The 17,358-nt window shown below is 71.1% G+C and carries 13 protein-coding genes and 1 pseudogene; 6 read left to right on the top strand and 8 right to left on the bottom strand.

Annotated features, from left to right (window positions below; translation table 11 throughout):
- Positions 1-297: 297 nt before the first annotated feature.
- The 4 genes from ACFY1U_RS12265 to ACFY1U_RS12250 form a co-directional block, all read right to left on the bottom strand.
- Positions 298-1,134: a trypsin-like serine peptidase gene (locus ACFY1U_RS12265; RefSeq protein ID WP_390694045.1), complete on the bottom strand. Its 837-nt coding sequence runs from the start codon at positions 1,132-1,134 to the stop codon at positions 298-300.
- Positions 1,135-1,237: 103 nt separating this feature from the next.
- Positions 1,238-3,214 (bottom strand): ArnT family glycosyltransferase, encoded by a 1,977-nt coding sequence (locus ACFY1U_RS12260; RefSeq protein ID WP_390694044.1) that lies wholly within the window; start codon positions 3,212-3,214, stop codon positions 1,238-1,240.
- 120 nt (positions 3,215-3,334) lie between these two features.
- Positions 3,335-4,564: a PP2C family protein-serine/threonine phosphatase gene (locus tag ACFY1U_RS12255; RefSeq protein WP_390694515.1), complete on the bottom strand. Its 1,230-nt coding sequence runs from the start codon at positions 4,562-4,564 to the stop codon at positions 3,335-3,337.
- Positions 4,565-5,185: 621 nt separating this feature from the next.
- Positions 5,186-5,638, bottom strand: a complete 453-nt coding sequence (locus ACFY1U_RS12250; RefSeq protein WP_390694043.1) for a DUF1684 domain-containing protein — start codon at positions 5,636-5,638, stop codon at positions 5,186-5,188.
- Between the two features lie 432 nt (positions 5,639-6,070).
- Here ACFY1U_RS12250 and ACFY1U_RS12245 point away from each other — a divergent pair, with 432 nt between their 5' ends.
- The 4 genes from ACFY1U_RS12245 to ACFY1U_RS12230 are packed head-to-tail and all read left to right on the top strand — an operon-like array spanning position 6,071 to position 10,128.
- On the top strand, positions 6,071-6,967 hold the full coding sequence (locus ACFY1U_RS12245) for an ABC transporter permease (RefSeq protein ID WP_390694042.1): 897 nt from the start codon (positions 6,071-6,073) through the stop codon (positions 6,965-6,967).
- Positions 6,964-7,695, top strand: a complete 732-nt coding sequence (locus ACFY1U_RS12240) for an ABC transporter ATP-binding protein (RefSeq protein ID WP_390694041.1) — start codon at positions 6,964-6,966, stop codon at positions 7,693-7,695. Before ACFY1U_RS12245 ends, ACFY1U_RS12240 begins: the two co-directional genes overlap by 4 nt.
- Before the next feature lie 46 nt (positions 7,696-7,741).
- Positions 7,742-8,806, top strand: coding sequence for an aliphatic sulfonate ABC transporter substrate-binding protein (locus tag ACFY1U_RS12235; RefSeq protein ID WP_390694040.1), 1,065 nt, complete (start codon positions 7,742-7,744; stop codon positions 8,804-8,806).
- Positions 8,803-10,128: an LLM class flavin-dependent oxidoreductase gene (locus tag ACFY1U_RS12230; protein ID WP_390694039.1), complete on the top strand. Its 1,326-nt coding sequence runs from the start codon at positions 8,803-8,805 to the stop codon at positions 10,126-10,128. The genes ACFY1U_RS12235 and ACFY1U_RS12230 overlap by 4 nt, the downstream gene beginning before the upstream one ends.
- A gap of 105 nt (positions 10,129-10,233) precedes the next feature.
- Here ACFY1U_RS12230 and ACFY1U_RS12225 read toward each other — a convergent pair.
- Together ACFY1U_RS12225 and ACFY1U_RS12220 are read right to left on the bottom strand one after the other, a co-directional pair.
- Positions 10,234-11,298 (bottom strand): annotated as a pseudogene (locus ACFY1U_RS12225) (arabinofuranosidase catalytic domain-containing protein); the annotation flags it as partial.
- Between the two features lie 164 nt (positions 11,299-11,462).
- Positions 11,463-11,615, bottom strand: a complete 153-nt coding sequence (locus ACFY1U_RS12220; protein WP_390694038.1) for a hypothetical protein — start codon at positions 11,613-11,615, stop codon at positions 11,463-11,465.
- A gap of 8 nt (positions 11,616-11,623) precedes the next feature.
- Between ACFY1U_RS12220 and ACFY1U_RS12215 the strand changes: the two genes are divergently transcribed.
- A complete protein-coding gene (locus ACFY1U_RS12215) occupies positions 11,624-12,649 on the top strand; it encodes a hypothetical protein (protein WP_390694037.1) in 1,026 nt (341 codons plus the stop codon).
- 244 nt (positions 12,650-12,893) lie between these two features.
- Entirely contained in the window at positions 12,894-14,798 is a 1,905-nt protein-coding gene (locus ACFY1U_RS12210) for an ABC transporter ATP-binding protein (RefSeq protein ID WP_390694036.1), read from the top strand.
- Between the two features lie 8 nt (positions 14,799-14,806).
- Here the strand turns inward: ACFY1U_RS12210 and ACFY1U_RS12205 are convergent, their stop codons facing one another.
- Both ACFY1U_RS12205 and ACFY1U_RS12200 read right to left on the bottom strand, forming a co-directional pair.
- Complete coding sequence (locus ACFY1U_RS12205) at positions 14,807-15,823, bottom strand: MASE1 domain-containing protein (RefSeq protein ID WP_390694035.1); 1,017 nt, start codon at positions 15,821-15,823, stop codon at positions 14,807-14,809.
- Positions 15,824-15,918: 95 nt separating this feature from the next.
- A complete protein-coding gene (locus tag ACFY1U_RS12200) occupies positions 15,919-17,136 on the bottom strand; it encodes a PP2C family protein-serine/threonine phosphatase (protein ID WP_390694514.1) in 1,218 nt (405 codons plus the stop codon).
- Between the last annotated feature and the right edge of the window lie 222 nt (positions 17,137-17,358).

Raw genomic sequence — 17,358 nt, 5'->3', positions numbered from 1 at the left:
CATGCCCAGCGACCAAGAGGCCCCTGACCGGCCGCCTGTCACCACCTGAGGTCGACCGGCCCGGAGCTCCCTCACCAAGGCGCGCACGACAGCCGACCCGGCCAGTTCGGCCGTGCGGCCCACCAGCTGCACGACGTCAAGAGGAGCCCCCTGCACACGTCATGCACCCTGACCAAGGCTGGTATGTCGTCCCGCTGATGCGTTTGTGTGACACATGATGCAAGCCCTGTGCGCGGTCGGCGCGGGGCAGGGCTTTGTCGACGGTGTCGCGGGCAGGCGACGGGCCAGTCGCGCGGATCAGTGGTTGCTGACGGCGGCCTTGTACAGGTCGGCCGCCTGGCTGCCCAGTGTCACGCTGTAGGACACGTCGTCCGTGTCGCCGCCCTGGTCGTAGCCGCCGAGGACGCCGACGACCTGGCCGACGTCGTTGATCCAGGGGCTGCCGCTGGTGCCCTGGGTGAAGGCGGGGCAGTCGATGCGCTGCTGGGTGCTGCTGTACGCGGTCGGCTTGTTGGTGCAGCTGATGGGCGTCTCGCGGGAGTCGGGGTAGCCGACGACGGTCACGGCGGTGGCGCCGGTGGCCGTGCCGGGCGTGAACCGGTTGGCCCCGACGACGTCCTCGATCGCCCTGCCGTCCTGATCGTCGACGGTGGCGAAGGCCAGATCGCTGTCCTCGTCCTGGTCCTTGGTCCAACCGTCGGGCAGATAGCGCTGCCCCAGCTTCCACACCCCGTACGGCGCGTGCCCGTCCCGGTAGCCCGGCACGAACACCAGGTCGGTACTGGCGTCGCTGACGCAGTGCGCGGCGGTGACGACGAGATCGCGCCGGGGGCTGTGCACCACCGAGGCCGTGCACAGGTGTCCGCCGGTCAGGTCGTCGGCCCGGTCCGCGCCGAACAGTGCGCCGATCCGCGCCGACGCACGATCGGCGACGACGTCGACGGTGGCCCCCAAGGCCTGGGTCGGCGGTCGTGCCTGCCCCGCTCTTCCGCCGGACGACGGGACCTCCGACGCCCGCCCCGAGGGCCTGTGCTCGACCTCCGCGGCGGACACGGACGAGGCCAGGGTGAACATCATCACGACGCCGAGCAACGCGTGACGCGAGGTGACCATGATGCGTGAGATGCGCTCCATCAGTGATCACTCTGTCTCACGAAGGTGAGGGCGGGCGTTTGACTTGGCTGAGAATTTCTTGTGAAACCCTTACGGACGCCGGACTTCGTAAGTTCACCAGGTGTTAGTTCCTGTGCGGCGTGTCGGATGTCGGCGCGCAGTCGTAGACACGGAACGTCTGGTGGGGCATGGGCGTGCAGTGGTCGCGCACCCAGTGCGCGGCGGCGCGGCCCGGTCTGGTCGGCGCGCCGCCGAGGACGACGTAACGCAGCCGGCCGGTGGCGATCAGACTGCGGAACTCGGCGTTCGTGGGCGTGGGGGCGGCGCCGGTGAAGCCGCCCATCGGGAGCACCTTGGCGCCCGCGAAGAGGATGTACGGGGAGGCCGAGCGCCAGCTGGTCGTGGCGAAGACGAAGGCGGCATGGCCCTGGCGGGCCTGCATGGAGGCCAGGAAGCGCCGCTGCTCGCGGGTGAGTGCCGTCCGGTAGTCGTACCTGACCGTGTTCTCGTGCGGCTTCCTCGCACGGGGCGGGCTGCCGCCCGGGGCCCGGTCGTGCCGGTGGTCGTGCCAGGTCGAGACCGGTCCGGCCGCGCCCATGCCCGAGTGGCCGTACTTCGGGTCCAGGACCGTTGACGCCCAGGCGGCGGACGGCAGCAGCATGCCCACGAGGACTGCCCCCACGCCCAGTACCGCGATCCGGGAGGGCGCCCGCCCGCCGGTGGTGCGCGACAGCACGAGCAGCAGCAGCCCTCCGCTCCCCGCGACCATCGCGGCGGGTGCCAGCCAGGGCAGGAACGAGTACCGCGTAGCGATGAACGCCGACCACACCATGGTGCTGACCGCCGCCGTCGGCAGTGCCCACGACCGGGTCCGGTCTCCGCGCCGCCAGGCCCGCCAGAACTGCACCATGCCGCCACCGAACAGCGCGGCGAGCGGGACCGCCACCACTCCCATGTAGTAGGTGTGGGCGCCGACCGCGCCGGCACTGAAGACCAGGAAGTACGTGGCCAGCCACACGCCCCACAGCAGGAAGCCCGCCCGCAGCGGATCCGTACGGTGCCTGCCGCGCAGCCAGACCAGGCCGCACACCACGGACAGCGCGGCCACCGGATAGAGCCAGCCGACCTGGGAGGCGAGCGAAGGGCCGAACATCTTGGCCCACAGGGCGGCGGGCTGTCCCTCCGCGCCGGAGTGTGCCGGCGCGGTGCCGGCCATGGTCGTGGCAGCGACGCTGCCGGTGGCCTTGGCGCTGATGCCGAGACTGGCGAAACGGCTGAGGAAGTTGTATCCGACGACCTGGCTGAACGCCGAGTTGTCGGTCGTGCCGTCGATGAACGGGCGGTCCTGGGCCGGGGTCAGGGCCACCAGGACCATCCAGGAGGCCGACGCCGCGACGCAGACCGCTGCGGCCGTCGCCAGGTGGGCCAGCCGGCGGCGCAGCGTCGCCGGGGCCGACACCAGGTAGAGCAGGCCGAGTGCCAAAAGCACCGCCCAGGCCTCCAGCATCTTGGCCTGGAAGCCGAGGCCGACCCACAGCCCGGCCATGAGCAGCGGACGCAGCCGGGCCTCACGGGCGGCGCGCAGCGTGGCGTTCGCGGCCAGCAGGACGCACAGGGTGAACGCGGGGTCCTCGACCTCCGTACGGAACAATCCCGCGACCGCGGGAGTCAGTGCGAAGGCGCCGGCGGCGAGCAGTCCCGCGCTCTCGCCCGCCCACCGGCGCACGGCGCGGTGCAGCACGGCGACACTGAGGACGCCCTCGATGACCTGCGGCAGTGTCAGTGCCCACGGATGGAAGCCGAAGATCCGCGCGGACAGGGCCTGCGGCCAGAGGAAACCCGGGAGCTTGTCGATGGTGATCGTGTTGCCCGGGTCGAACGAGCCGAAGAGGAAGCCCTTCCAGCTCTCCGTCATGCTGCGCGCGGTCTCGGAGTAGAACGAGTGGTAGGTGCTGTGCTGGATGTCCCAGGTGAACAGCACCGTCGCCACCAGCATGATCGCCCACCAGGCCGGTCTGGCGTCGAACCCCTTCCCGCGCGCAGGCGGAGGGCCACCCGTGCGCTGGACCGGCCTGATGAGTTCTGAGGTGGTGACCCCCATGGACGAACCTTCCCGAACGCGCGTCAGCCGTACGACGTGCAAGAGGGCGAGGACACTGCCAGGGATGCCTGGGATCGGTTCACATTCAGGTGAGAATCAGGTGTACGAGGCGCCGAAGGGTCACAGCCGGACGATGACGAGGGCGATGTCGTCGTGGGCGCCTCCTGCTACGCCGAGGTGGGCCAGGAGGGTGTCGGCCAGGCGGTCCGGGCCGAGGGTGCGGTGCAGGCGCAGGACCTCGACCAGGCGGGCGATTCCCTTCTCGATGTCCTCGCCGCGTTGTTCGATCAGGCCGTCGGTGTACAGCACCAGGGTGGCTCCGGGTTCGTAGGCCTGGCCGGCCTGTGGGCGGGGCACGTGCTGGGGCCGGGCTCCCAGGGGCGGGTCGGTGGCCTTGTCCAGCAGGTCGCAGGTGCCGTCCGGGTGCATCAGGACCGGCGGCGGGTGTCCCGCGTTGCTGTAGATGATCAACTGGCTGCGGGGGTCGACGAGTGCCTTCACGGCGGTGGTGTTCAGCGCGCCGTCGACGGACCGTGCGTAGAGGCCCAGCACCTCCAGAGCCCGGGCGGGTGACTCCAGTGCGCGGATCGCGGCACTGAGCGCACTGCGCAGCATGCCCATCACGGCGGCTGCTTCCAGGCCGTGGCCGACGACGTCGCCGACCGCCACCGCGAACCGGCTGTCGGACAGGTTGACCATGTCGTACCAGTCGCCGCACACGTTCAGTGACCCGGTCGCGGGCAGATAGCGCACCGCGACGTCCGAATGCCGGGCCAGGTCGGGCACCTGGAGCATGGCCTCCTGCAGGGTGAGGGCCACCTGCCGTTCGCGGGTGTGGGCCAGCCGCAGTTCCTCGTTCAGCCGCTGCAGCTCACGGGCGCGCGCGTACAGCTCCGCCTCCAGCGCGTCGCGCTTGGTCAGCTGTTGTACGGGCGGCTGGTTGCCGGCCACGCGGGCCTGGACGAAGGCGGTGACGTCCTCCACGCGGTGAATGATCCACTGCACCTTCCCGTCCGGGGTGAGGACCGGCGTGTTGATCGGCGACCACCAGCGCTCCTCGAACCCTCCGGGCTCGTCCATGACCGGGATGTCGTACTTCTGCAGCGCCATGGTGTCCGGCTTCCGCAGGGCCAGCACCCGGTGCAGGGAGGCGCTGAGGTTGCGCACGCCGTCCGCGTCGGGGTCGGCGGGGTTGTCGGGGAACGCCTCGAAGATGTGCTTGCCGAGCAGTTCCTCACGGATGCGGCCGGTCGCGTCGAGGTATGCCTGGTTGACCTCCGCGATGACCAGATCCGGGTCCAGCACCAGATAGGGGCTCGGCGTGGCGGCGAACAACGCCGCGTAGTCCATGTCCGGCAACGCAACCACCTCCGGCCGCCCCTCTCCCTCACGCTACGGTCCCTCGGGCCCGTGCGCGCGGGTGAGGACGACGGGCCGCCCGGCGCGGCGCGTAAAGCCGCGCGACTGATGAAGGGGTGGTTGCGCGTGTGAATATCCGCACAGGCCGTCCGTGGACCGTCCGTGCCAGGGAGGCCGAAATACGACCTGTCGGTGCTGCTGTTGCCACGTTCGGGGATTCCGGACCGGAAATCGGGCTACCCGCCCGGCGGTGCAGGCCTGGGCCTCGTCCTTGCGGTGGCTTCGAGCTGGGGCGGACTCTCGCACGCCCCGGGCCGCGAGGACGACCCCGCGCGGGGATGTCGTACCAGGGGAGGGTGCGATTCCTCGCGCCCGCCGGCGGGGGGGGGCCCGCGGCCCCCCCCCCCCCCCCCCCCCCCCCCCCCCGCGCCCCCCCCCCCGGGGGGGCGGGGGGGGGCGGGGGGGGTGTTTTTATTGACGCACGCGGCGGGGGGGGGGGGGGGGGGGGGGGCCCCCCCCCCGGGGGCGCCCCCGCCCCCCCCCCCCCCCCCCCCCCCCCCCCCGCCCGCCCTTGCTGCCACCGAGCCGAGGATTGCCGGCCGGCTCTGGTGCTCAGGACCCGCCGCGCTCGCGAGGGGTCTTCTGGCCCGCTTCGATGGCCACCGGAAAGGCGGTTTTCGGCCGGGGCAGCGGGCAGGTGGCCAGGTCGGTGTAGGCGCGGACCAGGTTCGTGGCGCGGTCGAAGTCCAGGACGACGGTGCCGTCGGCGGCGGGCGGTTCGAGGGCCAGGGAGCCGGCGCGTGCTCGCGCCACCCGAGCAGCACCCTCGGTCGCGCCTGCGACGGCGAAGTGTTTGCGGCCGGGCGGCCCCTCAGGGGTGGTGACAAGCCGAGCGGTGACGACCTGCCGGCGTGGGGCGTGCACATGCTGAGCCCTGGCGCGTGCGTCAAAGGCAAGGAGAGATGCGTCCCGAAGGGGCGGGGAAGTTCCCGGTGTCCGCAATGCAAGACCTGTCCGAGAAGTGGTTGACCAACCTGGTGGACCTCTGCTGAACTCCCGTTCCATGAACCCGCGCGTGGACCTGACCCGGCGGCGCCACATCGATCTGGCGCACGTCTCCAGCGCGTTTTGTTGTCGCTGACTCGGTAAGTGGTCCCCGGCGGCATCCGGTGATGCCGTCCTGCGGGATCTTCGTATCCGCGTCCTGAGCGACTCTTCTCCGGCCTCACCTCACGTCTGTCCTTCCCGGCTGAGGGAGAAGTGTCTGCGGGCGCAGTGTGCCGTCCCGTGACCGTCGGCTGACGCCGCCTCGTGGCCGCACCGACTGCCAAGTCCTCGTTCGACCGCCTCGAACCGGTCGTTGACTGCCGCTCTTCACCCCTCAGTACCCAGCGGTGCGCCCGCTTCCTCCGAGAAGGGCTTCCTCATGCCTGTGTCCCTCCGTAAGCTCACCGACCGCGTCCGCACGGTCACCGAAGACGTGCCGGCGGTGGCGCCATGACCGAAATCCGTGTCCCGGCCGCGGCGCTCGCCAGGCCTGCCCCCGCCGCCGAGACGACCGGCGCGCGGCAACGCGAGGTGTTCCTGCCGCGTGACGCCCGCCGCCGGACGCCGCTCACCACACTGCGCGAGCGGCTGCGCTGGCCGCTGGGCATCTACACCACCCCGGTCGCGATCCTCATCGTCTGGGAGGTCCTCGCCCGCGCCGGAGTGCTCGCCAAGACCTATGCTCCGGCGCCTACCTCGATCGTGAAGGCCGCCGCCGATCTGTGGCAACAGGGCGTCCTCGGGCCGGACTTGGCCATCTCGCTGCAGCGGGCCGGCATCGGACTCGCGATCGGTCTGACGGTGGGCATCGTCACCGGCGTGCTCGGCGGGCTGCTGCGCAGCGGTGAGTTCCTGTTCAACGGCGTCGTGCAGGTGCTCAACACGATCCCCCTCCTCGCGGTGCTGCCGCTGATGATCGTGTGGTTCGGCATCGACGAGCTCACCAAGGTGCTGCTGATCTCCTTCGGGGCCGGCGTCCCGATGTATCTCAACCTGTTCGCCGCGATCCGGGGCGTCGACCAGCGGCTGATCGAGATGGCGCGCACGACGGGCGCGGGCCGCCGGCGGCTGGTGACGCGGGTGCTGGTGCCGGGAGCACTGCCCGGGTTCCTGGTGGGCCTGCGGTTCTCCCTGGCGTACAGCGTCCTGGGCCTCGTCGCCGCCGAAACCGTCAACGCGGACAAGGGACTTGGCTTCCTCATCACCCAGGGGCAGACGTATCTGCAGACCAACCAGGTCTTCGTGGGGCTGGTGATCTACTCGCTCCTCGGTCTGCTCGCCGATCAGTTCGTCCGGGCTCTCGAGCGGGTGCTGCTGCGGTGGCGACCCAGTTATGAGGCGTCATGAGCAGCACAGTCGCGACCGAGCCGCGTCGGCAGACCGGGGTCGTCGTCGAGCAGGTGGTCCGTCAGTTCGGTGACCGGGTGGTGCTCGACCACCTCGATCTCACCGTCGGGGACGAGGAGTTGGTGATTCTGCTCGGCCCCTCGGGCTGCGGCAAGAGCACCCTGCTGCGGCTGCTCGCCGGACTCGACCGGCCCGACGCGGGCCGGGTGGAGGTCCCGGCGCGGCGTGCGATCGTCTTCCAGGCCGACCGGCTGCTGCCGTGGCAGCGCGTCCTGCGCAACGTCACGCTCGGCCTGCGCGGACGCCACGCGGAACAACGCGCCCGCGACGTGCTCGCCGAGGTCGGTCTCGCGGGCCGGGAGAAGGCCTGGCCCAAGGAGCTCTCCGGCGGCGAGGCCCAGCGGGTGTCCCTCGCGCGGGCCCTGGTCTCGGAGCCCGAACTCGTGCTGCTCGACGAGCCGTTCGCGGCCCTCGACGCCATCACCCGGCTGCGCATGCACGACCTCGTACGGGCCCTGCGCACCAAGCACCACGCCGCCATGCTGCTCGTCACCCACGACGTCGACGAGGCCATCGCCCTGGCGGACCGCATCGTCGTCATGAGCAGCGGCCGCATCGGCACCTCGCACGAGGTCCGGCTCTCCGCCGCGGACCGCGAAGCGAGCGTCGCCCGCGAGGAACTGCGCGCCCGGCTCCTGGAAGACCTCGGCCTCGCAGTCCGGCACTGAACCACCCCCAACACCCTCACCCAGCACAGAAAGCACACGACATCCCATGCGTTCCACACGTAAGAGAACCAGCACAGTCATCGGCGCCGTCGGCACGCTCGCCCTGGCGGGCACCCTCGTCGCCTGCGGCTCGTCGTCGGACACCGCGGCACCGCTGAAGAACGCCGTCGACGCGAGCGACGCCAAGCACCCCGAGTGGAGCAAGTACACCTTCACCATCGGAGACAACGGCGGTGACGGCAGCGAGGAACTCGCCAAGATCACCGGCGTCTTCGACAACGCGTCGTACAAGGTGAAGTTCGCCCGCTTCACCTACGGCCCGCCGCTGGTCCAGGCGGCCGCCTCCGGCGACATCGACCTCGGCAGCGTCGGCGACGTCCCGCCGATCACCGGGGCCGCGAAGGAGTACGGCTTCAAGGTCGTCGCCGTCAACCGCTCCCTCACGCCCACCCAGTCCAGCGAGAACATCATCGTGCCCAAGGGCTCCCAGCTGAAGACGCTGGGGGACCTCAAGGGCAAGAAGATCGCCGTCCCGCAGGGCAGTTCGGCCCACGGCCTGGCCCTGAACGCCCTCAAGAGCGTCGGCCTCACCCCCAAGGACGTGCACCTGGTCTTCCTCGACCCGGCGGCCGGCGCCACCGCCTTCAACACCGGCAAGGTGGACGCCTGGTCGATCTGGAACCCCCAGTCGGCGATCGCGGTCAAGAACGGCGCCCGCATCCTGGCGAAGGGCCTCCCGCCCATCGACCAGACCAGCAGCTACTACGTCGCCAGCGAGAAGTCGCTGAGCGACAGGACCAAGCGGGCCGCCCTCGCGGACGTACTCAAGCGACTGGCCCACGAGTTCGCCTGGGCGATCAAGCACGAGGACAAGTACGCGGAGGCCGTCTCCAAGGAGGAGGGCATCCCCCTCGCCGACGCCAAGGCGTCCCTGAAGGCCTTCGAGACCAGGGTGACCCCGGTGGAGAAGTCGGACATCGCGGCCGAGCAGAAGCTCGCCGACGCCTTCCTGGAGGCGGGCCAGATCACCAAGACGGTCGACGTCGCGTCCATCACCGACAACCTCCTCCCGGCCGACTACGACAGCTCGAAGCTGAAGGTCACCTCATGAGCGCGAGACGGCGGCTCCATCTCAACGCCTTCCTCATGGAGGCGGGCCATCACGAGGCGGCATGGCGCCTGCCGCACAGCAACCCGCGGGCGGACTTCGACCTGCGGCACTGGATCGAGCTGGCGCAGCTGGCCGAGAGCGCCAAGTTCGACTCCCTGTTCCTGGCCGACGGCCCGGCCCTCCTCGGCACCGGGGAGTTCCGCCCGCCGGGCCAGCTCGAACCGCTGACCCTGCTGACCGCGCTGTCCCAGGCGACCAGCAGGATCGGCCTCATCGCGACCGTGTCGTCGACGTACAACGAGCCGTACAACCTCGCGCGCCGGCTCGCCTCCGTCGACCACGTCAGCGGCGGCCGCGCCGGCTGGAACATCGTCACCTCGGCGGGAGCCGACGAGGCCGCCAACTTCGGCCTCGACACCCGCCCCGACCACGCTGAACGCTACGCCCGCGCCGACGAGTTCCTGAAGGTCGCCAAGGCGCTGTGGGACAGCTGGGAGGCGGAGGCCGTCGTCGCGGACCGGTCCACGGGACGCTACGCCGACCCGGAGCGCCTGCACCGGCTCGGCCATGAGGGCAGGTACTTCAAGGTGGCAGGACCGCTCAACGTCGAGCGCCCGCCGCAGGGCTACCCGCTGCTCGTCCAGGCCGGCTCCTCCGAGGACGGCAAGGACTTCGCGGCGCGTCACGCCGAAGCCATCTTCACCGCGCATACGACGTACGAGCGCGCGGCCGCCTTCTACGCCGACATCAAGGCCCGCACCCGGGCCGCGGGGCGCGACCCGGACGGTGTGATCGTCCTGCCCGGCATCGTCCCGTACATCGGGTCGACCGAGGCGGAAGCCCGGGCGCTGGCCCGGCAGTTCGACGAGCTGCGCGTCCCGGAGTACGGGCTGCGCCAGCTGGCCGCCGTGTTCGAGACCGAGCCGTCGGTCTTCGAACTCGACGAGCCGCTGCCGGACTTCATCCTCGCGAGGCCGAAGCTGGAAGGCTCACAGAGCCGTTCCGACCTGATCATCGACCTCGCGGTGCGCGAGCGGCTGACGGTCCGGCAGATCATCTCCCGGCTCGGCGGCGGACGCGGCCACTTCGAGTTCGTCGGCACGCCCGAGCAGATCGCCGACACGATCATCGCCTGGTTCGAGGGCGGCGCGGCGGACGGGTTCAACATCATGGCGCCCGCCCTGCCGTCAGGTCTCGCGGCCTTCGTCGAACACGTCCTGCCGATCCTGCGCGGCAAGGGATTGTTCCGCGAGGAGTACGAGGGCACGACGCTGCGCGAGCACTACGGGCTGCCGGTCCCGGCGAACCAGTTCCATGCCTGACCGGCCCTCCACGGGCGACCCGCTCGTGACTCCCGCCGCTGCCGCATCCCGCAGCGGCGGGAGTCCGCCGGAGCGAGACCCTTCGTGGAGGTGGTTCTACCTGCCGTATCCGGCAGCGGTGATGTTGGCCTGCACCGCGTTCTCGGTGGAGTCCGAGGGATAGCCGGAGGTCATGACGCCTTCGTAGAAGGTGCCGGCGGAGCCGTGGCTGTTGTCGCCGCCGATGCCGAGGATGATGGCGCCCTCCTTCTTCATCGGGTTGTAGCCGGCGACGTTGGGACGCACCCCGTTGTAGAAGGTGGACAGGGAGCCGGACTGGGCGTTGCCGCCGCGGATGGCCCAGCGGTTGGCCCCGCCTTTGATGACCGCGGTGAGATAACGGTGACTGATCGAGGGGTCGCCCGCGTTGTAGTGCTGGTTGACACCGGAGAACAGGCCGTTTTCCAGGTCGGCCATGATCCAGGGGCCGTTGCCGCTGCCGTAGCCCCACACCTTGATGTTGCCGAAGTAGATGGCCTCCATGGTGCCGTTGCCGTTGTCCCGGCTGTTGGTCTCGGCGTTGCCGTAGTCGAAGCAGCAGCCGCCGTTGTAGTGCGTGCCGTCCAGGACCGCGTACATGCCTTCGGCCTGGTCGCCCTTGGCGACACCGTTGGTGCTGTTGTTGCGGTATCCGGTGCCGGGCGCCACGTACACGCCGTACGCCTTGTGCCCGGCGACCGTGATGGGCGCGGCGGTCGCGTTGGCGAGGTTGTCGTAGCCGCCCGCGGCGGGGCCGGAGAAGCCGCCGGGGGGTGCCTGGGTGAGGCGGTTGCCCCGGCCGGACTGGTCGTAGATGACGGTGATCAGACAGCTGGTGCCGGCGCAGAACGAGTCCTGCGCGGCGGCGTTGGCGACCCCGCCCGCGCTGAGGACGCCGATGTCCCGGGTGGCGTTGTCGGAGGCGCGGCGCACCTGGTACAGGGGCCCGTTGTAGGAGGCGTACAGGGCGCGGGTCGTGCTGTGTGCGGCAACGCAGGGGGTGCCGCCGGCGGCGTAGAGGTCGCAGGGCTGCGAGGTGGCCGCGGGTGCGGCTGGTGCGGCGGCGGTGAGCAGGCCGACGCCGAGCGCGGCGGCGGCGCCGCCGGCGAGCAGCGCGTGCCGCAGGGGACGTAACCGTGGACGGGAGGACATGAGCGGCTCCTTCGGTGGTGGGGGGTGCGGTCTCGCTCAGTGCCGGGTCGAGCCTGCCGTCCGGAGTATCGAACGACGATCGGCACTTCGGACCCTGAGGATGATAGGAACCCCGCCATAAACGTCAATGCCTGCCGCGTGATTCGCTGACGTACCGCGGCCGCTCAGCGGTCGAGGCGGGCGAGGCGCGGGTCGGCGATCTGGAGCTGGAAGGTGACGATCGGCAGGCCATGACCGTCGGGGGCCGCCGTGGACGGGCTGTGCGTGTCGCGGCCAGGGCGGGTCCGTCCGCTCCCCGCCCCACGATTGACGGACACTGGATGTCATGACGCGCAAGCCCGGCCCACCGTCCCGCCGCGCCGTGCTCCTGGGTGCGACCGGCACTCTCGCCGGTGTGGCGGCCTGCTCCGGCGGCTCCTCGCACACCGCGCCGTCGCAGTCCGGCACCGCCCGTTCCGGTGCGGCATCGGCCGCTTCCGGATCCGCTGCGGCGTTCCCTCCCATCTCGCAGGCCGCCGCCCTGCCGCACACCACGCCGTGGCGTCCGACCTCGGCCGAGGTCACGCCGGCAGCCAAACTCCGCGCCGTTCAGGTCGTCGAGGCGATCGGGGCGTGGCCGGAGGGCAAGGGGGGTGCGGCCGCGGCCAGGGCGCGGGTGGCCGCGCTCCGGCTGCCCACCGGCCTTGTCGACGAGGCCGGTCCGCTGCTGCCGGACGCGGACGCGGCCGTGCTGCAGGTGGTCGACGCCCAGTACGGCGGCATCCTCACCGACTCCGCGAGCGTGCTCGTCGTATGCCGTCAGTGGACCCGCCGCGGCGGCAGCGTGCGCGCCGGCGGCACGACGGTCGACGTACGGCTGACCCGGGCGGCCTCCGGCTGGACGGTGACCGCCCTGCACCCGGCTCGGCCGGGAGCCGCCGCGTCGGCGCTGCCCGCTCGCGTCCGCGCGGTGCTGTCCGACTCCCGCATCGAACTGCCGCCCGCCGCGCAGGCCGATCTGCGCAGCGGGCGCGTACACGACAGCGTGCCGGCGGCGATGCTGCGTCTGGCGGGCACCTACCGGATGTACGTCAGCGTGGTCCGCTCGGGTCACCCCCTCGACGTCTTCGGCACCGGTCGCCCCAGCGACCATCCGCGCGGGCGGGCCTTCGACGTGTGGCAGATCGACGGTCACGCGGTGGTCGATCCGGGCACGCCCCGCACTCTGATCGAGCGCTTCATGCGGGACGCGGCAGCGGCCGGTTCCTACAACGTCGGGGGACCCGTCCTGTTGTCCGGCGGCGGGGCCGCCAACCAGTTCTTCAGCGACAACACCCACCACGACCACGTACACATCGGCTTCGACCACTGACCTTCCCGCAGAGCCCCCGCTGACGCTCCGGTCGCCGCCGCCGTGCACACCCACATCGCCACCGTCAGACACGTCGAACTGCTCAATTGGCAGACCCAGCAGGACGTTTGAGCCGACCGGCTGCCGCCGTACGGCTCGCGAGTGACACATGGGGCGAAGGCCCCATCGGCCCAAAAAACGCTTGGACGCCGTGGGTGTCGTCGCGGGACACTCCCATCCCGCCGGACAACCACACGGGATCGGAATGGGATTACCTCAAGCAAGCAAGGTGCCCCCGCGCAGGGGCTCCGTGCTCCTCGCACTTCGTTACTACGGACGGGAGCTGGGTCGGCTACGGGCCTGGGCCGTGCCCGGCATGCTGCTCCCGGCACTCGGCAACATCGGGATCAACTACATCGCGCCACTGGTCGTCGCGAAGCTCGTCGGCCGGATCGCCGGGGACACCGGTATCGGCATCGGCTCGACGCTGCCGTACGTCCTCGCCTTCGCCGGTGCCCTGCTGCTGGCGGAGGTGCTGTGGCGGATCGGTCTGCACTGCCTGAACCGCCTCGACGCCCTCGGCATCGAGCACCTGTACGTGCTCGGCATGGACGAGCTGTTCGCCAAGGACGCCGCCTTCTTCCACGACAACTTCGCCGGAGCCCTCACCAAGAGGGTGCTGAGTTTCGCCTCCCGCTTCGAGGAGTTCGCCGACACGCTGACCTTCAACATCATGGGCAGCCTCGTACCGCTGCTGTTCGGGTCGGTGGTGCTGTGGCGCTACGACCCGCTGCTCGTCGTCGGGCTGTTGGTGATGATCGCGGTGACGGCGCTGTGCGTGGCGCCGCTCATCCGGCGCCGCCAGCGGCTCGTCGACCAGCGGGAGGAGGCGATCGCCCGGGTGTCGGGGCATGTCGCCGACAGCCTGATGAACATGGACACGGTCCGGGCGTTCGCCGCGGAGCGCCGCGAGGCCGCCGAGCACCGCACCCGCGTGGCCCACTCCCGGCGGCTCACCCTGAGGTCGTGGGACTACGGCAACCTGCGCATCGACACGCTGGTCGCGCCGATGTCCGTACTGACCAATGTGCTGGGCCTGCTGCTCGCGGTCGCGCTCGGCGGGGGCGAGCACGGGGTGGAGGCGATCGTGGTCGCCTTCACCTACTACAGCAGCGCCACGAAGATCATGTTCGATTTCAACCAGATCTACCGCCGCCTGGAGAGCTCGATGACGGAGGCCGCACAGTTCACCGAGCTGCTGCTGGTCCCGCCGACCGTGCTCGACCCGGCGTCGCCGGAGCCACTGCTGCCGGGGCCCGCCGACGTCCGCTTCGAGCGGGTGACCTTCGCCCACGGAGGCGGGGAGCCGCTCTTCCGGGGCCTCGACCTGGCCGTGTCCAGCGGCACGAAGATCGGCCTCGTCGGCCGCTCGGGCGGCGGCAAGACCACGCTGTCCCGGCTGCTGCTGCGGATGATGGACATCGACGGCGGCCGGATCCTGGTCGGAGGACAGGACATCAGCCGGATGCGCCAGGCCGACCTGCGCGGACTGATCGCCTATGTGCCGCAGGACCCGGCGATGTTCCACCGCACGCTGAAGGAGAACATCGCCTTCGCCCGGCCGGACGCCACCGACGCCGAGATCCGCCGCGCGGCCGAGGCGGCACACGTCACGGAGTTCGCCGACGTGCTGCCGGACGGCTTCGACACCATGGTGGGCGAGCGCGGAATCAAGCTGTCCGGCGGACAGCGCCAGCGCGTCGCCCTGGCCCGGGCGATCCTGCGGGACGCGCCGATCCTGCTGCTCGACGAGGCGACCAGCGCCCTGGACTCCGAGAGCGAGGTCCTGGTCCAGGAGGCGCTGTGGCGGCTCATGGAGGGGCGGACGGCGCTCGTGGTGGCGCACCGGCTGAGCACGGTCGCCGGCATGGACCGGCTCGTCGTCCTCGACCGCGGACGGATCGTCGAGCAGGGCACGCACCAGGAACTGCTCGCGGCCCAGGGCGCCTACGCGAAGCTGTGGCAGCACCAGTCGGGCGGGTTCCTCGACGACAGTGCCGTGGACGACAGCGCCACCCCGGACAGCGCAATGGAAGGCAGCGCAATGGAAGGCAGCGCCGTGGAAGACACTGCCCTGGATGACAGTCCCGCCCGCGCCGACCTGCACTGACCGGCGGATCACGCCCGTCTCGGGGCCTCTCCGCCCTGCTCTTCCCGCTCGTCGTGCCGGTGGGGAAGCGTGGGGCGGAGGTCTCCGGTGGCCATCCTGGCCACCATGTCGGCGAGCTGCCCGCAGGCCCGGGCGATCTCCTGCTGGGTCTGGTTCCGCTCGCTGACGACCGCCGCGAGCAGCAGCGCGGTGAGCGCGGCGGAGCCGTTGAACGCCTGCAGCGTGATCATGTTGGTGAGCAGGTCGTGACCGTGGAACGGGCCCGATCCCCGGGCGGCCGCGATGATCGCGAAGGTCGACACGGCCAGCGCGCAGGGCGCGGCTCCCGCCAGCTGGAAGCGGAAGGCCGCCCAGATCAGCAGCGGGATGCCGAGGAACAGCAGCGAGGCGCGGCTGGTCTCCAGGAAACCGACGCCGACCGTGGCGGCCACCAGCAGCAGCCCCTCCACCCAGCGGGACGGCGGCGCGTCCTTCGGCCGGTGCGCCGAGGACAGGACGAGCAGGACCGGCGTCACCACCAGGACGCCCATCGCGTCACCGGTCCACCAGACCGACCACGTCGGCCAGAAGTCGCCCGGGCCGAGCACTCCGGCGAGGGCCAGGGTCGCGCTGCCGGTCGTGGAGCTGACCAGCATGCCGGTGAACGCGCCGAGAAAGATCAGGGCCAGGGCGTCCCGCAGCCGGTCCATGGCGTTGCGGAAGCCCGCGCGGCGCAGCAGCTCGTAGGAGCAGACGGGCGCGAGGGTGTTGCCCGCCACGATGGCGAGCACGGCCGGCAGAGACGGCCCCAGCGACACGTTGACCAGGAACGCGCCGAGGGCGATCCCGGGCCACACCCGCCGGCCGCGCAGGAGCAGGCTCGCCACCGCGATACCGCTGGGCGGCCACAGCGGGGTGACCTGACTGCGCACCAGCTGCTGGAGCAGCCCCACCTTGGCCGAGCCGAAGTACAGCGCGGCAATGACACAGATCTCCAGGGCGGCCGAGCCGCTGTGCCGGAGCCGTTCATGCCGCGCGAAAGCCATCGGGCGACCTCCGTGTCGACATCGGCCCGAACCCCATCATCCGCCGGATCCCGCGGTTCCTCCACGGCGCCGGGCTCACGGCTCGGCGGTGCCGGTCAGGCGGGCAGGGCGCGCAGGGCGAGGATGGCCATGTCGTCGTGACCGTCGCTGGGGTGGTGATCGGCCAGTGTCTGCACGAACAACGGCAGGGGCAGGCCGGCGTGGGCTGCGGCGAGTTCGGTGAGTTCGGTGAGGCTCTCGTCGATGGGGTGGTCGGGATGTTCGACCAGACCGTCGGTGAAGAAGACCACGGTGGCGGCTGGGGGCAGGACGCGGGAGTGGTCGGGCCGATCCTGCGCGGTGTCGACGCCGAGCGGCAGCCCGGGCTCGACGAGCAGGTATTCCGCCCGGCCGTCAGGGGTGATCAGCAGGGGCGGGACGTGTCCCGCGCTGCTCCAGCGCAGCCGCCAGCCCGGTCCCTCCGGTTCGATGCGGGCCAGGAGGGTGGTCGTGACGGGGTTGTTCGTGAGGGCCTCCAGGGTCCGGTCGAGCTGGGCGAGGATCGCGCCGGGCGAATTGCGCTGGTCGAACAGCAGCGCGCGCAGCATGTTGCGGGTGGAGGCCATGGCGGCCGCGGCCTGCAGATCGTGGCCGACCACGTCGCCGATGACGACGGCCACCACGTCGTCGGGCAGGGGAATGGCGTCGTACCAGTCCCCGCCGAGCTGGCTGGGCTCGGTGGCGGGCCGGTAGATGGCGGCGGCGGTGAACGGCCCCAGATCGGGCAGGGTGGGCAGCAGAAGCCGCTGGAACTGCTCGGCTCCGACCCGGATCCGTTCGAAGAGGCGGACGTTCTCGATCGCGATGCCGGCGGCGCCGGCCAGGGCGACGACGACGTTCTCGTCCTGCACGTCGAAGGGCTGCCCGTCGAGCCGCTCGGACAGGTAGAGGTCGCCGTAGATCTCACCGCGCACGCTGATGGCGACGCCGAGCAGGGTGTGCAGGCGCGGATGGTGGGGCGGGAACCCGGCGGAGGAGGGATGGGCCGGGATGTCGTCGACCCGCAGCGGCTCGGGGTAGCGGATCAGGTGGCCGAGGACGCCCAGACCCCGGGGCAGACCGGTCTCGGCGAGAGCGTTGCGTTCCTGCTCGGACAGACCGGCCGAGATGAACTGCTCCAGGCCCTCCTTGGACTCGTTCAGGACGCCCAGTGCCCCGTAGCGGGCGCCGACCAGGTCCATGGCGGTGGTCACGATGCGGTGCAGCACCGCGGGCAGTTCCACCTCGCGGCTGATGGCCATCACCGCGTCCAGCAGGCCCTGCAGCCGGTCCATGGTGGACAGCAGGGCGCGCAGCTGCTCGTCGATCCGGCCCACCTCGGAACGCAGACGCAGCTGCAGGTCGCGAAGGTCCGGTTGCCTGGGCTGTCTCCCTTCCCTGTCTCCCGTCATGGCTGCCTCCTGAGCCGGTCCCACCACCAGCGTCGCACGGCCGACCAGGGCGAACGGCAATTCCTTCACCGGCGGCGCGGTCCGTGAACCGGCCGTTTCGCTCGC

It is taken from the genome of Streptomyces sp. NPDC001351 (assembly GCF_042896045.1).
Lineage (GTDB): Bacteria > Actinomycetota > Actinomycetes > Streptomycetales > Streptomycetaceae > Streptomyces.
Note: the sequence above shows the minus strand (reverse complement) of the source record. Positions and strands in the feature narration are given on the sequence as shown.

What these genes read in the sequence shown, in the direction of transcription:
- ACFY1U_RS12240 (WP_390694041.1), top strand. Translation starts at nt 6,964, where the DNA reads ATGAGCAGCACAGTCGCGACCGAGCCGCGTCGGCAGACCGGGGTCGTC.
- ACFY1U_RS12215 (WP_390694037.1), top strand. Translation starts at nt 11,624, where the DNA reads ATGACGCGCAAGCCCGGCCCACCGTCCCGCCGCGCCGTGCTCCTGGGT.
- ACFY1U_RS12245 (WP_390694042.1), top strand. Translation starts at nt 6,071, where the DNA reads ATGACCGAAATCCGTGTCCCGGCCGCGGCGCTCGCCAGGCCTGCCCCC.
- ACFY1U_RS12210 (WP_390694036.1), top strand. Translation starts at nt 12,894, where the DNA reads ATGGGATTACCTCAAGCAAGCAAGGTGCCCCCGCGCAGGGGCTCCGTG.
- ACFY1U_RS12200 (WP_390694514.1), bottom strand. Translation starts at nt 17,136, where the DNA reads ATGGACCGGCTGCAGGGCCTGCTGGACGCGGTGATGGCCATCAGCCGC.
- ACFY1U_RS12265 (WP_390694045.1), bottom strand. Translation starts at nt 1,134, where the DNA reads ATGGAGCGCATCTCACGCATCATGGTCACCTCGCGTCACGCGTTGCTC.
- ACFY1U_RS12205 (WP_390694035.1), bottom strand. Translation starts at nt 15,823, where the DNA reads ATGGCTTTCGCGCGGCATGAACGGCTCCGGCACAGCGGCTCGGCCGCC.
- ACFY1U_RS12235 (WP_390694040.1), top strand. Translation starts at nt 7,742, where the DNA reads ATGCGTTCCACACGTAAGAGAACCAGCACAGTCATCGGCGCCGTCGGC.
- ACFY1U_RS12255 (WP_390694515.1), bottom strand. Translation starts at nt 4,564, where the DNA reads ATGGACTACGCGGCGTTGTTCGCCGCCACGCCGAGCCCCTATCTGGTG.
- ACFY1U_RS12250 (WP_390694043.1), bottom strand. Translation starts at nt 5,638, where the DNA reads ATGGAACGGGAGTTCAGCAGAGGTCCACCAGGTTGGTCAACCACTTCT.
- ACFY1U_RS12230 (WP_390694039.1), top strand. Translation starts at nt 8,803, where the DNA reads ATGAGCGCGAGACGGCGGCTCCATCTCAACGCCTTCCTCATGGAGGCG.
- ACFY1U_RS12260 (WP_390694044.1), bottom strand. Translation starts at nt 3,214, where the DNA reads ATGGGGGTCACCACCTCAGAACTCATCAGGCCGGTCCAGCGCACGGGT.